General features: G+C 20.7%; 12 protein-coding genes. 10 read left to right on the top strand and 2 right to left on the bottom strand.

Features of this window, described 5'->3' with window-relative positions:
- Positions 1–594 precede the first annotated feature (594 nt).
- Positions 595–1,005, bottom strand: coding sequence for a hypothetical protein (locus ATP_RS00065; protein ID WP_012504170.1), 411 nt, complete (start codon positions 1,003–1,005; stop codon positions 595–597).
- 314 nt (positions 1,006–1,319) lie between these two features.
- Between ATP_RS00065 and ATP_RS00060 the strand changes: the two genes are divergently transcribed.
- The 10 genes from ATP_RS00060 to ATP_RS00010 all read left to right on the top strand — a co-directional run bounded on the left by ATP_RS00060 (position 1,320) and on the right by ATP_RS00010 (position 13,766).
- Positions 1,320–2,585 (top strand): AAA family ATPase, encoded by a 1,266-nt coding sequence (locus tag ATP_RS00060; RefSeq protein ID WP_231834336.1) that lies wholly within the window; start codon positions 1,320–1,322, stop codon positions 2,583–2,585.
- Between the two features lie 219 nt (positions 2,586–2,804).
- Positions 2,805–3,542, top strand: coding sequence for a hypothetical protein (locus ATP_RS00055; protein WP_012504168.1), 738 nt, complete (start codon positions 2,805–2,807; stop codon positions 3,540–3,542).
- A gap of 491 nt (positions 3,543–4,033) precedes the next feature.
- Complete coding sequence (locus ATP_RS00050; protein ID WP_012504167.1) at positions 4,034–4,837, top strand: Bax inhibitor-1/YccA family membrane protein; 804 nt, start codon at positions 4,034–4,036, stop codon at positions 4,835–4,837.
- A gap of 1,027 nt (positions 4,838–5,864) precedes the next feature.
- On the top strand, positions 5,865–6,581 hold the full coding sequence (locus ATP_RS02730; RefSeq protein WP_012504166.1) for a hypothetical protein: 717 nt from the start codon (positions 5,865–5,867) through the stop codon (positions 6,579–6,581).
- 104 nt (positions 6,582–6,685) lie between these two features.
- Positions 6,686–7,405 carry a hypothetical protein gene (locus tag ATP_RS02725; protein ID WP_012504165.1) on the top strand — a complete coding sequence of 240 codons (720 nt, stop codon included), beginning with the start codon at positions 6,686–6,688 and terminating at the stop codon, positions 7,403–7,405.
- A gap of 1,592 nt (positions 7,406–8,997) precedes the next feature.
- Positions 8,998–10,071: a metal ABC transporter substrate-binding protein gene (locus ATP_RS00030; protein ID WP_012504164.1), complete on the top strand. Its 1,074-nt coding sequence runs from the start codon at positions 8,998–9,000 to the stop codon at positions 10,069–10,071.
- A gap of 54 nt (positions 10,072–10,125) precedes the next feature.
- Positions 10,126–10,872, top strand: coding sequence for a metal ABC transporter ATP-binding protein (locus ATP_RS00025; protein WP_012504163.1), 747 nt, complete (start codon positions 10,126–10,128; stop codon positions 10,870–10,872).
- A 1-nt stretch (position 10,873) separates the two neighbouring features.
- Positions 10,874–11,947, top strand: a complete 1,074-nt coding sequence (locus ATP_RS00020) for a metal ABC transporter permease (RefSeq protein WP_012504162.1) — start codon at positions 10,874–10,876, stop codon at positions 11,945–11,947.
- A 6-nt stretch (positions 11,948–11,953) separates the two neighbouring features.
- A complete protein-coding gene (locus ATP_RS00015) occupies positions 11,954–13,048 on the top strand; it encodes a metal ABC transporter permease (RefSeq protein ID WP_012504161.1) in 1,095 nt (364 codons plus the stop codon).
- A 70-nt stretch (positions 13,049–13,118) separates the two neighbouring features.
- A complete protein-coding gene (locus tag ATP_RS00010) occupies positions 13,119–13,766 on the top strand; it encodes a hypothetical protein (protein WP_041186045.1) in 648 nt (215 codons plus the stop codon).
- A 268-nt stretch (positions 13,767–14,034) separates the two neighbouring features.
- On the opposite strand, the gene ATP_RS00005 is transcribed toward ATP_RS00010, so the two are convergent.
- Positions 14,035–14,223 carry a hypothetical protein gene (locus ATP_RS00005; RefSeq protein ID WP_012504159.1) on the bottom strand — a complete coding sequence of 63 codons (189 nt, stop codon included), beginning with the start codon at positions 14,221–14,223 and terminating at the stop codon, positions 14,035–14,037.
- Positions 14,224–15,459 lie beyond the last annotated feature (1,236 nt).

Here is a 15,459-nt window from a genome sequence, read left to right as displayed (position 1 = left end):
AAATTTATTCATCATGATAATCATTTTCTACCCCTCCAAAAATATTGAAATTATCATATTCTCTCAACTTTTAAACTTCAAAACTGGGTATTGTAAAAATTAATCAATAATAAAGGTGAGAGTTGCAAAAAATACCCTCTATTTAATCGTAAATAAAAAAAAATTACTATTATATATATTATATATAATAGTAGAGGTAAAAGAGATTAATATAAAAAAATTTTTCAAGTTAATTAAGGATATTTAGCATTAGATTTTAGTTTTTTAAAAAATTTTTTAATTTTTTTCTGATTTAATTACCCATCAAAATTAAATTTAAATAATTTTGAAAAAAAATAATTTTCTTAAAAATTAATTAATTTAGTTTTAATAAAATAATTTTTTTAGTTATTATGAAGTGAAATTTAATCAACAATTTTTTATTTGATTTGGTGTTTTTTAATGGTCTCATTTTTCTAGCTAATATTAAATAAATATTTTGATTTTTTAATGTGAATGTTTTCAACAGAATAAAATTTAATGTATTCTTGGAACTTAAAATTATTGATTATATAGAATCAAACGTTTTTATAAACATTTATTAAATTATCAAAATTAACTCAAAATAAATATGATGATTAAAAAAATAATTACGATAGTTGATATACCGAAAAAACTACTTTTCCAATCCTCTCGCATAAATTCATATAAACCTTTGAAAAAATAAATTGTTCGATGAAAAAAATTACCTTCTCGTCTTTTTTGTAAAATAAAAAATCTATTTCCTTGATCTTTTTTTAATTCATATTCATTTTGTTTTATATCTCTTTTTAATGTTAAACTTTTTTTTTCTTTTTGGGATAATATTTTTGATTCTAATAATTCTTTATTTGGTTTTTCTTCTAAATTTAAAAAATGCTTACTATCTGATTGAGCTTTAATAATATTACAACTTACTAAAAATATCAAAACTAAATTAATAATTAAAATAATTAATGTTTTAATATTTAATTTTAAATTATGCATAAAATATTCTTTCTTTTAATGTTTTTTTTATTTAAATTTAAGTATCTTAATAATATTATATACATAATTTGTATATTTAAAATTAAATATTAAAAAAATAAAATCATTATTAATCATAAAATAAAAAAATTCATATTATTAATAACTTTCTAACAATAAATATTTTTGAAATTAAAAAAAATTGCCAAAATGGTGAAATAATAAGTTAAATTATTTAATTTTTAAAAAAATTTTAGATTTTAAAAAATTCTAAAGATAATCCAAAATAATAAAAATGTTAAATAAATAATTAGTAAAAAAAGGAATTGAAATCAATGTCAATTGAAAAAAATAATTTAGAATTTGAAAAAGAATTTAATAAATCAAATTCACCAACCGTTTTAAAATCTTCAAAATTAATTGTAATGAAATTATTTTTATTAGTTTTATTTTTATTGTTAATTATAATTTGGGTTTATATGACCATGATGTCCAAGGAATCGAAAAAATTTGATCAGAGAATTGTTTCGATAGAAGAAAAATTATCAAAAATAAATACTGAACACTCCGGCTTCCATTCGAATGAAAAGTTAGAAACTAATTCCAGTGAAAAAATTAATTCAAATTCAAAAAATGTAAAAAGTAATCCACCCAATTCTCCAGAAGAATCAAATGAAGAAGATAGATTACAATTTCAACCCGCAGATACCACTAAATTTTTACCATTTGATAAATTAATCGGTTTTAAAGAAGAAAAAGTGGCAGTTGATGGTTTTATTGATTATATGCGTAATAAAACTAATTATGAAAATATTGGTGATGTTGAGCCGCCTTTAGGAATTTTACTCTATGGTTGTCCTGGTACAGGTAAAACTACCTTAGCCAGAGCTGTAGCTAAAGAAATTAAATTACCTTTTTTCGAAGTTCCAAGTTCAATGTTCTCCCAAAAATATCGCGGAATTGCTACACAAATGGTAAAAGATTTATTTGATAAAGCTCGTGAATTAGCTGAACAAAAAGGTGGTGCCATCATTTTCTTAGATGAATGTGAAACCATTTTCGTTAATATTAACAATCTTGAAGCTAATGCTGAAGTTGCTAATGTTGTGAATGCTTTTAAAACTGAAATGACTTCAATTGATAATAATCCTAATAAACCAGTTTTCGTAATTGGGGCCACAAATCATATTGACCAATTAGAAGAAGCAATTAAATCACGTTTCACTTATAACATTGAAGTAAAACCATTTGAGCGTAAAGAACGTGAGGAATTCTTAAAATTTATGATTAATCGTCGTAAAAATCCTTATAGTGATGAAGCGAAAAATTATTTATTCAAAGTAATTAATGTGGCTTTAGATGATTATCAAGGTGAAAATAGTTTTTTAAAATCAAATCGTACTTTAGAAAATATTTTAAAAACAGCTGTCAATATTTTTGCTAAAAATCGTAAAATTGTTGACCCTAAAATTTCAGAAAATTATAGAAAACCAAAATTACGCGATAAAATTCAAATATCAGATTTAAAAACTGCTTATTCAATGGTAGTTTCTAAAGATACCGCAATTTTAGATAAAATTGAAAATTCGAGCAAAACTTAATTAATTTTAAGTTTTCTGATTTTTTTGGTGATTATCAAATTTTAGTGAAATTTTTATTAGGTCTGACTATTTTTATGATTTTGACATTAATTATTTATAAATTAATTTAAATGTTTTATAAATCATTATAAAAAAGTTTTTATTGAGTAGTTTTAAAATATTTTTTTCTATGATTAATATTAAATTTTTTTTGTTTTAGAAAGGGAAAAGATATGTTAAATGATCCGAGTTAAATTATTTGTTAAGTTTTTTTTATTGATATTTTTAGCGTTAATATTGGTTTTTAATCAATTTATTAAAGCTCAAGAAGAACTTAAATTAATCGATTTAAAATATACTGATTTAACAGATGATAAAGAGTTAATTTTTTCTAAACCTTTGAAATATTTGGAAACGAAAAAATTTCATGAATTTAAACCTACTAGTATTTTTCTGCAAGTTTTTTTAAAAGGAGATAATATAAGAAAACCAATTTTGATAATTAAATTTAAACAACCTAATAATGAATTAGAATTATATTATTTAACAAAACCAAGTGAAGTTTTATGGGAAGGTTCAACGTTAAAAACAGTTAGTATTGTTAGTAGTCAAAGAAATAATCAGGAAAATCAAAAAATAATAAAAGAAAAATATCCTTATAATATTTCTATAAATAATGAAAATGATTTTAGAAAAAAAATGATTAATGATTATGGTCGAGAGGTATTTAATGAACTTCAATATTTAATTTATGGAAATGATCAACAACATACTTCAACATTTAATGAACAACCCATTGAAAATATGAGAGATAAAACTACTAATGATACGATATTGAATCAAGTATTGAAAAAATTTCAAGATTTATTCAGTGATAAACTAACTTTAGTGAAATTTTTCATTGGTATTATTTTATTTTTAAATTTTATAATATTTGTATATAAATTTATTAAAAAAATTATCAATAGTGATAAATAAATTTAAAAAAAATATTAATTTTTAATTTTTTTAAAAATAAAGCAATTATATTGTTTAATATTTAAATCAAACAAATTAACAATTTATTAATAAATTGTTATAATTATAGTAATAATTATATTTTTTATTATTTCAATAAAAATGATTTAATAGTAATAACAACACAAATTGATTAGATATCAGATATAATGATGTATCATCAAAAATATAATTAAATTAAACATAAAAAATAGGAGGATTAAAAAAGATATTGTTTTAAATAAATAATCTTATTATATTGTTTATTTTATATATTTATATTTTTTTAGCCAAAATCAAAAAAATAATTCTTATATTAATATTATCTAAATTAAAATTTAATTTTTTTATGTATAATATATATAATTTTTATAAATAAATATAAACTAAAAAATCAAATAATATAATTTTAAAAATTAAAAAAAATTTAATCTTAATAAATCATAAAAAATAATTTTAAAAGGAGTTTTAAAATGAATAAAAACATAATTTTAAATGATGTTTTAAATAGTGTTAATACAAAAAAAAGTATTTCCATATCTAAAAATAATGTTTCGAGAAAAAGTATTGCTTTAAAAACTATCACGCTTTTATTAGTTACTATTGCAACAACTATCATTACTTTTTTTCTTTTTAATGGTGGTTTAACTGTGCAACCTGCTAAAATAACTGCGTTAAATGATCGTAAAGTTTCTATTATTTTAATTTTGTTTGTTTTACCAATCATTTCTTTTATATTAATTATAGGTTCTAGGTTTTTGCCTGTTCAAATGGTTAAATATGTAGCGATGACATATTCTATTTTTGAAGGCATGTTTTTTGGTGTTTTATTTTGTTTATTAAATATCGTTTATGATAATGTTTTAATGTTGGTAGCTATCGATCTTCTAAGTGTTTCAATTCTTTTTATATTAATGAATTTAGCTTTTTACAATAATATTATTAAAGTTACTAAAAAGTTTGTTATTTTTATTATGATATCGATGTTTATGATTGTTCTATTCGACTTAATAATCCTTTTTTCTAGGGTTTACAGTGGTTATAGTATTAAGCAAATGAACCCATTTTTAGGTGCATTCGTTTCTATTTTTGCTATTATAATCGGTACTTTGAGTTTAGCGATGGATTTTAAATATGCCGAACAAATTATTCAACAGAATATTTCCAAAGAATACGAATGGCAAGTGGCTTTAGGTTTTCAAATCACCCTTATTTATATTTTTATTCGTATTTTAGAATTAATGTATTATGCAGGACTATTTAGAGAACGCAAATAATATTTGGAACTTTAAAAAAATTTAACGGATATTTTAAATAATAGATAATTTTTGATTTTTTGATATTACTTGAGGAAATAAGATTAATAACTTTGATAAAATTGATGTTATTAATCTTATTTATTTATCAAAGATTGTATAATTTACAAAAACATTTCGAAGATATTCAAAAAATTTTAAATAAATATCAAGATAATGAAAAATTAACAGATATCGAGACAATATTATTATTAACATATTGCAGTGGACCAAAAAAATGGAACTACTAAAAAACACAAAAATAAATAAAAAAAATTGTTTATTAAATTTAATTGAATAATAACTAAAAAAAAATATTTTTTCAAATTTTTATTAAAACTAAATTATTTTTAAAAAATTTGACAAAATATTTTTTTTGTTTATCATATAGTTAAATTTAATAAATAATTTTTTCTTTTGGTACTTCTAACGGTTCTATTTTTCTCTCACAAATGATAACAAGGAACCAAAAAATGAACACAAAAAATGGATAACTTTTAAATTGGAATTATATCATATAATTTTAAACTATCAAACAATTAAGAAGGAATTTACTATCTAAATTATATTATTTATTAAATTTTATTTTAATTATTTACATAGTTTTATGAAATATAAAAAAATAATTTGAGGTTTTATATTCATTATATGATGTTAAAAAATAAATTTGCTTTTTTTTCAAAAAATTATTTTATGAATCACTATTTTTTTATTATTGGTTTTTAATAATCAAATTTTTGGGTTGCGTGAGAATGAATTTTCCGAAAGAACTATTAGACAAACAGAAATTATTCACGTCATGTTAGAATCTGATGCTGATGAAAATACAGTTCTAAATTAGATTAAAACCCATATTAATCCTAATTTTAATGGTTCTGTCAGCAATATTTCATCATATAATGCTACAAAAGAAGGGTCTATTTATTGGTCTATTAAGGATGAAGAAGACATTCTAGCTGTTTATTTTGATGGTGGTACTAGAAATAAAAGAGATCGCAATTATGATTTTGTGGATTTAAGATGGTTAGGTAATGGTTCACCCCATATGTATTGTTTTTGGAAAATAAGAGAAGATGTGAATGTATTACAACATCATGATATTTCAAAAGCAAGACATGCTAAAGGTAATCTTGCAGTAAAATTTGCTTCCGCTATAATAGATAAAGCGTCAGATAAAGTGCCAAGTGTTAAAAATATTAAAAACAAAAAAATAACTATTGAAAAAATTATGAAAAAGATTGCTGAAAAAGTATCTAAAAAAACTATTAATAAGTTATCTTTCGGTAATTTTTTAATTACTGGTGCTGCTGGGGTTGTAAGTGAAAAATTAGCAGATTTAGTAGTTGATATTTTCGAAAAAAATAATCCTGCCGCTTTAGAAATTGCCAGTTCATATATTAGCAATTTTGAAGATGTTATAATGAATGTGACCGATTTCGTGGACGATGTTCCAGTAGCTCGTGATTTAGCCAGAGGATTTTTTGAATTTAGTAAAACTATAAATAAAGCAAATAATTATCCAGTTAACGTTTTTAAAGAGGTAGGTAAAAACCTTTTTAATCAAGATAATTATAAAAAAGTAAAAGATCCTTTAGATTTCGCAGATAATATTGGTAGAGGCACCGTTTCAGTCATTAAAGGTGTTGGTGCAACCGTTAATACAGTTCAAGATATTGGTTACGGTGTTTATGACACTCTTACTAAAGGTTTCCGTTTCTTATTTTAAAAAAATATTTTTGAATTATAAAAAATATATAAAGAAGGGAGGTTATTATTATTCAATACAAACAAATAATTAAAGATATCATCGCTTTTTTAATTTTAAGTTCGATGTTGTTTATTACTTTACTAGAATTAAAAAGCAGTCATGTTGATTTTATGAAAAACAAAATAATATTTGGGATTTTTATTTTTATTTCATGCTTTATACTAATAGGAGTATATTCTTATATTTGTTTTAAAATAATACGAGGAACAATATTTATTTATAAAGATCCTAATAAAGCCAAAACCTTAAATAATATTGATTTTTATGAATCGTTGCCAGATGTTCCTAGCAAAGGGAGAGGGAACAAATTTTATAAATTAGATACATATGGTACAGAATTACCTTGGGGAAAAAATTATTTTTTAAGAAAATTATCTCAATTAAAATTTTGGACTGTTTTAGTTACAATTATAATATGGTTAATTCCAGTTTTTCTTCGTGATCCTTCTATATATAAAACCTCGATTTATAATCAAATTATGCATATATTAATTTATTTTTTAGTTATTATGTTTTGTATATTGATAATATATTATGTTTGTGAATTGTACGCCAGTTTTTGGTGTTACTATGTAAAATTATTTCAATTATTAGGGGTTTTCCGTTTTTTAGAAAATGATTTTAATAAAACGATTAATTCTCATAATTATTTTCCGATTAGTATAAGGTATTATGAAAAATTAAAAGAAAAAAATCCAAAACCAAAATCAATCAAAAAAATATTAAAAATATTAATAAAAAAAATATTTAAATGGATCCTCTCTGGATGGCTCTCGAAATGAGAGTCATTTTTTTTAAATAACCTATTATCACTAATTTTTAAACTTAAAAAATTCTTTAATAAAAAATTTGACAAAATATTTTTTTTAGTGATTATTCAATTAAATTTAATAAACGATTTTTTATTTTATTTTTGTGTTTTTAGTGGTTCCATTTTCTGGTCCACCGCATATGATCCAACTGTGTTTTTTACCACACAAATATGGCCAAGTAGAAAGGTGATTATTTTTTAGATCATGATTTTGAAGAAGATAATTCTATCATTAAAAGTTCTCATGAAGGTTTAGATATTCATCATATATTTGAATACGAAGCGAGAAGTTTATCGAAATTCCCAATATGTTGAAAAAGTTTTTTTCGAATATCAAAAATCTTATAATTTATTTTATGGCAATTTATTAGAACATTTTGTTTTACACTTAAAAATTTGTGATTATGCTATAAAAATCCTGGAATATATCATCCTCATGTAGGAAAAAAAGGTGCACAGAAATTATATTTAAACGTTTACCAAATATATATATATATTAAAAATATATAAATATCATTATAAAAATTATGAAAGAAAATTAGCATAAAAAATTTATTATCTAAGATCAGATTTTTGGAAATGTTAATTTTATATGACAAAGTTTAAATCTTTATAAATATACCAATTTTTTGAAGTTTCTCACTCTTTTATAATATTTTATCATTTAAGAAAATATGGTATAAAATTCAATTACATATAAAAAAAATCTAAGTTTTTAAATAAAATTTGATTTTTTTTATATGTAAAAAAATAAATAAATTTCTTTAATAATTAATACTCTTATAAAAGGGTATTGTATTTTTGTTTAATGACGTGTTTTTGATTAATTTTTTATTTATATTTCATTTTTGATAATAATAAAAATGTTTGTGATAGGTTGATTATCTAGAAAATTTGGCTTTATTTTTTTTCAACTATCCTTATTGAAAGAATAAAAAAATACAATTATAAAATTTATTAATTGATCTTTATTTTTTAAATATCAGTTATCAATAATTATTTTATTTTTAAAAAAATTGAAATTAATATAATAATTAATTCTCCATTGTTTTTTTAATTTTTTGTAATCTTAAAATAAAATTCCATCATTAAAAAATAAAAAAACTTCAATAAGTATCGATTTTTTATATAAAAATTAAATTAAATAAAAAATTTAAACATTGAAATATTGATTAATATTGTTATATAATGTGTTTGAAATTATTTAATTAAAAAAATTTAATTTTACGAAAAAAAATATATTTTAATTATTTTTTTAAATACTAGTTACATTAAATATCAGTTATAATAATAATATTAGATAATATTTATTTTTTTCATTATATTTAAAATTTAATTACACTTTGATGATTTTTATTTCAAATTTTTATTTTTTTATTGATATTAATTGTCATTATTTGAAATGAGTTTAGAATAATTAAATATAAAAATTTAAAATATTTGAAATTATATGATAATTTTAAAATTAAAACCTAATAAAAATAAAAATTTATTTTAAATTTTTTTCATTATTTTCAATTGATAAAAAATAAAATATAAAAAGGAGGAATTGGTAATAATCAAATGGAATTAAAAAAAAAAAAAATTTACTTCATTAGCATTTTATTATTAAGTACTTTTTTATTGGTATTTTTAAGTATTTTAACTTTTTTAAAGATTTTGAAGGCTGATGATTTTAAATCTTCTAAAAAGATAGTTGCTACTACTACTATGTTAGGTAATTTATCTCAACAGTTAACCCAAGGGATTAAATTAAATGAAACAAATGATGATTATTTTGAGGTTAAAACTTTAATGACAACTGGAGTTGATCCACATAATTATCAAGCTAAACCAAGTGATTTAAGGCATATTATAAGTGCTGATTTAATGGTTACTAATGGTCTTCATTTAGAAGCGCAAATGCAAAAAGCTTTTCAAACTTTATGTCAAAGTGAAAATCATGCATGTGAGTTTTTTTCAGCAGGTGAATATTTAACATCTAACAATAATCAGGACATAATACGTGGTAAAAGTGACTATCCTGATCCGCATATTTGGTTTAATGTTGATTTATGGCAAATAGTTTGCGAAGGTTTAAAAAAAGAAATTAAAAAAATTATTAAACCTCAAGATAAATCAAAAATTGAAGTTCAAATAGATCGTAATTTTAATATTTATTATGAAAAATTAAAAAAATTAAAAGAAGATATTATTCAACAAATTACTGACACAAATTTTGGTCAATCAGAAGTTTATTTAATTACAGCTCATGATGCCTTTTCTTATTTATGTGATTTTTTAAATAAAATACAAGATGGTGGATCAAAAATACAAACAGAAAATAAAAAAATATTTAAATTAGAACCTATACAAGGAATTTCTACTCAAGATGAAGTTAGCTCGGGTCGGATTTTAGAATTGATTCCTATTATTAAAGCTAATAGTGTTAAAGCTATTTTTACTGAAAGTTCTGTTCCTGAAAATACTATTAAATCTCTCAAAGAATCATCATTAGAATGGGTTAAAATAGTCCATCCCACTACAGACGATAAAGAAAATCTTTTATATTCAGATTCTTTAAATGATAAAAATGATTACATAGAAACATTTCAACATAATATAAATATTATTTTCAAATATTTAAGCAAAAAATGAAAATTTATTGTAAAAATATAATATTTTTTTATAAGAAAGGAAAAATTAATCAATATGAAACAAAATTTCATTGATATTAAAGATTTAACTGTTGCTTATGAATCAAAACCAGTTTTATGGGATATTGATTTAGAAGTACCACAAGGTGTTTTAATGGCTATTATAGGGCCAAATGGTGCTGGAAAATCAACTTTATTGAAAACTATGTTAAATATAATTCCTAAAATATCGGGAAAGATATTATTCAACGGTCAATCTTATAAACAAGTTTATAAAAAAATTTCTTATGTTCCACAAAGAAATTCGGTAGATTGGAATTTTCCCACAACTGTCTTAGATGTTGTTTTAATGGGGCGTTATGGCCATTTAGGGTGGTTCCAAAGACCTGGTAAAAAAGATAAAGCCATTGCTTTAGATTGTCTGGAAAAAGTTTCAATGACTACTTTAAAAGATCGTCAAATATCTGAACTTTCAGGTGGTCAACAGCAAAGAATATTTTTAGCTCGAGCTTTAGCACAAGAAGGTGATATTTATTTAATGGATGAACCTTTTCAAGGTGTAGATATTAAAACAGAAAAATCTATTATTGAAGTTTTAAAGTCTCTTCAAAAACAAGGGAAAACATTAATTGTAGTTCATCATGATTTAGATACAGTCCCTGTTTATTTTGATCATGTAACTTTAATTAATTTACAAAAAATAGCTAGTGGAACTATTGCTGAAAATTTTAACGAAGAAAATATTAAAAAAACTTATGCTGATAATAAATTTCAAAGAAAAGTAACTGAAGTAGGTTTATGAAATGAATTCTATAGATGATGGATGGATATATATATTAAAAATACTTTTAGGAACTTCTTGTTTGGCTATAACTGCTGGTTTTTTAGGGGTATTTTTAGTTTTAAAAAAGCAAGCTTTAGTTGGTGATGCTTTATCGCATTCCTGTATTCCTGGAATTGTCATAGTTTATTTAATTACAAATGAATTTGATGATAAATATTTATTTTTAGGTGCCTTTATTGCTTCTTTTTTAGTTTTATTTTTGATCGAAATAATTAAAAAGTATACCAAAAAAATTAAATATGACGCTATTTTAACTTTACTTTTATCTTCTTTTTTTGGTTTAGGTAAGGTACTTTTATCATATGCTCAAATTCACGCTCCTGATACTAAAATTTCTCGTTTAGATAAGTTTTTTTTAGGTCAAGCAGCCTCAATATCACATCAACAACTTAAAATAATTATAATTATTTTTATAGTAGTATTTTTTATTATTACTCTTTTTTGGAAAGAACTTAAATTATTTATTTTTAATGAAGAATATGCTACAATAATAGGAATTAAACCCAAAATAATGAATTTTATAATCAATTCTTTAACTATTTTGGTAGTAATTATTGGTTTACAAATTGTAGGAGTAATTTTAATTAGTTCTTTAATTATTGCTCCCGGATTAATTGCTAGAAATTGGAGTAATCGCTTATCTTTAAATTTTTTAATTGCTGGTTTTTGTTCTATTATTGCCAGTATTTTAGGTGTTTTAATTAGTTCTTTTAAAATTAATGAATCCACTATACCAACCGGACCTGCTATTACTTTAATTTTAAGTATTTTTGTTTTTTTATCTTTACTTTTAGCTCCTCAAAATGGTATTATTAAAAACAATTACAGACATTACCATTATAAAAAGAAGATTATTATTTTTAAAAAATTAATTCATTTTTATACAAATAAAAATGATTTAAATAATTTAAATATTGAAAAAATTAATCCTTTATTTTTTGAGCAAGGTTATTTAATTTTAAAAGAAAACAAAATTCATTTTAGTATTAAAGGAAAAAAATTAGTCAAAGAATTAATAGAAGGGAGAATATAAAAAAATATGTTTAATATAATACTGATATATCCTTATTTTGCTATTGTTTCCACTTCTATTGCTTGTTCTATTTTAGGTAGTTTTTTAATTTTGAAAAAAAAATCTATGTTAGTGGATGCAATTAGTCATAGTGTTTTATTGGGAATTGTTGGGTCGGTTTTATATACAAAGGATTTATCTTCGCCGTTACTTATTATAGGAGCCACATTGACAGGCCTTTTGACTGCTTATTTATCAGAGTTATTGAGTAGTAATAAAAAAGTTAATGAAGATGCTTCAATTGGAATTGCTTTTTCTTTTTTATTTTCTATTGCGGTTATTATTATCGGCCTTAATATCACTGGAATTAAAGAAGCGCATGTGGATGTTGATGCCGCACTTCTAGGCGACCCTAATTTAGTAACTTTACCAAGGATTTTTAATATTTTAGTAGTTTTATTTTTAAATATTATTTTTGTATTAGTTTTTTATAAAGAATTAAAAATTGCAAGTTTTGATAAAGCTTTGGCATCTTCTTTAGGTTTTTCTGTAGGTTTAATTAATTATGCTTTAATTACTTTGGTTTCTTTAACAACGGTAGTTTCTTTTGATGCTGTTGGTTCTATTTTGGTAATTGCTTTAATGATAGGACCAGCTGCAACTGCTCTTTTATTTGCTAAAAATTTATTTCATAGCGTTTTATTATCAATATTATTAGCTTTTTTAAGTGCTCATATTGGTTATTGTTTATCTATTTTAACAGATTTACCATTATCTGGTTTAACATCCTTCATTACTTTAGTTTTGTTCTTATTAGTGCTTTTTTTTGCACCTAACAACGGAATTATTTCTAAAATATTTAAATATCGTTTTCAAAAAAAGATTTTTTTTTCAATTAGTTTATTAATGCATATTCAAAATCATAATAAAAAACAAAAAAAAATCGATACTGAAATAATTCCCTTAGATTTAAAGTGGTCTTTAAATTTTTATAAAAAATGTCTTAATTTTTTATTTGAAAAAAAATATATTAGATTTAAAGGTAATTATATATTTGTAACTTTAAAAGGGAAAGAATTTTTATATAAAAAGAATGAAGAATTTGGAGTTATTAATAATTAATTTTTATTTATATATATATGTATATATATATTAGAAATATTGGGGGGTTATAATAAAATTTATTTTGAAAATGAAATTAATAAATTTACGTAAAATAATCATAGTTTCTCTTTTAATAACTTCATCTTTTGTTTTAGAAATATTTTCAAAACACATATTTTTATCTAACATTATGGTACCATTTTTTCATATTAAATTTTTTATAATTTCAGGTATACCTTTAATGTTGATGGTAATTATTTTAGAATTTAGATATAGTTTTTTAGGTATAATTATTTATTCTATGATTTGTTTTTTTGTTAACATTTTACCCGGTTCTTATCAATTATTTGCGACATTTGGTTATAAAAGTGATTTTTCTCAATTTCAGTGGATATTTTTAAATTCTTTAACAAATTTTTTTATTCCTTGTTTTTCTTATTTATTTTTATCTTTTTCAAATAATAAAAATATTAATAATTTCGATAAACGTTATAAAATATTTTTATTTTTATTATTAATGATTGTTTTTCAAACTATTTCTAAAACTTTTAATGGTTATTATTTATATTTTGATACTATTAAAGAAAAATTAAATTTACAAAATAAATATTCTATTTTTTTGATTATTATGTTGTTAAATTTATTTCCCAATTTGACTACTAACTCATTTAATTTATTAGTTTGTTTAAGAATTTTATTTTATTTTAAAAATTTCCATTATTTAGATAAAAAATAATATAATAATGAATTTATTTATATTATTTTTTATATATTTTAAGTTAGTTTTAAAAATTATTTATATTTATACTATGATTATTATTTTTAAAATTGATAGAAACAAATAATAGATACTTTTTATATAAAATTATATGTTTTTTTAAAACTATCATTATTATTATAATCCCTTTTTTAAACTTTTTTCTCTTTTTGAGTAAAATATATTTTATTTTTCATAAATAAAGAATAATAATTAATAATTATTTTAGTAAGTTTTAAATTTATTATTAAAACTGATTTGTTGTTGATTTTACAAAGTTTTCTATTGATTGTTGTAAATTGTAAGGTGATGATTCATTATTACTAGAATTTTTTTGTATTTCATTTAAATTTTTTAATAATTGTTCTTTTTCTTGAGTTAAAATATCTATTTTAGTTTGTAATTCGTTATTATATGTTTGTGTTTGGGTTATCATTTCTGTAGCTTTTAATTGTAAGTTTTGTAATTCTTGATTTAAATTATCAATTTTAGCTTGTAAATCTTTTTTATCTTGTTCTGATTTGGTTATTTGTTGTTCTTTTTCAATATTTAAATTATTTATTTTAGCTTGTAAATCTTTTTTATCTTGTTCTAAAATTTTTATTTGTGTGGTTTTTTCTTGTTCTTTTAGACTTAAATTTTGATTTAAATTATCAATTTTAGCTTGTAAATCTTTTTTATCTTGTTCTGAATTAGTTATTTGTTGTTCTTTTTCAATATTTAAATTATTTATTTTAGTTTGTAAATCTTTTTTATCTTGTTCTAAAATTTTTATTTGTTGTTCTTTTTCTTGTTCTTTTAGGCTTAAATTTTGATTTAAATTATCAATTTTAGTTTGTAAATCTTTTTTATCTTGCTCTGATTTGGTTATTTGTTGTTCTTTTTCTTGTTCTTTTAGACTTAAATTTTGATTTAAATTATCAATTTTAGTTTGTAAATCTTTTTTATCTTGCTCTGATTTGGTTATTTGTTGTTCTTTTTCTTGTTCTTTTAGACTTAAATTTTTATTTAAATTATCAATTTTAGTTTGTAAATCATTATAATTTTCTGAATCATTTTCTTTTAAATCAATTATTTCATTTATTTCTTTTTTTTCTGTTTTATTTATTGAATTTAAGATAAAAAAAATTAATAATATACAAATTATGTTAAATAAAAATAAATAGTAGTAATTTTTATTTATTTTTTTATTTTTTTTAAATTTATTTTTTTTTCAATTTTTTTCTTTCTAATTTTTATTGATAAAATATTTTATTTAAGGCATAAAAATAATGATAATCTTATTTTTTTTATACTTATCTTTATGCTTTCAATTATATTTTAACATATTTTTTTAAAAAATATTTTAAATAAATAATTTATTATATTTTAACATATTTTTTTTAAAAATAGATAAATAAATATTATTTACTTAAAAAAAATAATTATAATTAGTTATTTATTTATGTTAATAATATATATAATATTTAAAAATTATCTTGCAATTTCTTTATATATATAATGATTTAAAAAAAAGATTAATGAGATTATTTTGCTATTTTTTTTGTAAACTAAATAATAAAGGGAGGTGCGCCCCGCTTTTCGAAAACCCAAGCAGAGCCCTCCCTCTTTTGTTTTTCTTTTGAGAAGCTTAATAACGATGTGCGCGCCATGGTCTAAGTTATATATATAT

The organism is Candidatus Phytoplasma mali (assembly GCF_000026205.1).
Lineage (GTDB): Bacteria > Bacillota_I > Bacilli_A > Acholeplasmatales > Acholeplasmataceae > Phytoplasma > Phytoplasma mali.
The sequence above is the reverse complement of the archived record's forward strand: the minus strand, read 5'-3'. Positions and strand labels throughout refer to the sequence as shown.

Bases quoted from the DNA above. Each gene is read 5' to 3' on its own strand.
- ATP_RS00065 (WP_012504170.1), bottom strand. From the start codon at position 1,005: ATGCATAATTTAAAATTAAATATTAAAACATTAATTATTTTAATTATT.
- ATP_RS00060 (WP_231834336.1), top strand. From the start codon at position 1,320: ATGTCAATTGAAAAAAATAATTTAGAATTTGAAAAAGAATTTAATAAA.
- ATP_RS00055 (WP_012504168.1), top strand. From the start codon at position 2,805: ATGATCCGAGTTAAATTATTTGTTAAGTTTTTTTTATTGATATTTTTA.
- ATP_RS00050 (WP_012504167.1), top strand. From the start codon at position 4,034: ATGAATAAAAACATAATTTTAAATGATGTTTTAAATAGTGTTAATACA.
- ATP_RS02725 (WP_012504165.1), top strand. From the start codon at position 6,686: ATGTTGTTTATTACTTTACTAGAATTAAAAAGCAGTCATGTTGATTTT.
- ATP_RS00030 (WP_012504164.1), top strand. From the start codon at position 8,998: ATGGAATTAAAAAAAAAAAAAATTTACTTCATTAGCATTTTATTATTA.
- ATP_RS00025 (WP_012504163.1), top strand. From the start codon at position 10,126: ATGAAACAAAATTTCATTGATATTAAAGATTTAACTGTTGCTTATGAA.
- ATP_RS00020 (WP_012504162.1), top strand. From the start codon at position 10,874: ATGAATTCTATAGATGATGGATGGATATATATATTAAAAATACTTTTA.
- ATP_RS00015 (WP_012504161.1), top strand. From the start codon at position 11,954: ATGTTTAATATAATACTGATATATCCTTATTTTGCTATTGTTTCCACT.
- ATP_RS00010 (WP_041186045.1), top strand. From the start codon at position 13,119: ATGAAATTAATAAATTTACGTAAAATAATCATAGTTTCTCTTTTAATA.
- ATP_RS00005 (WP_012504159.1), bottom strand. From the start codon at position 14,223: ATGATAACCCAAACACAAACATATAATAACGAATTACAAACTAAAATA.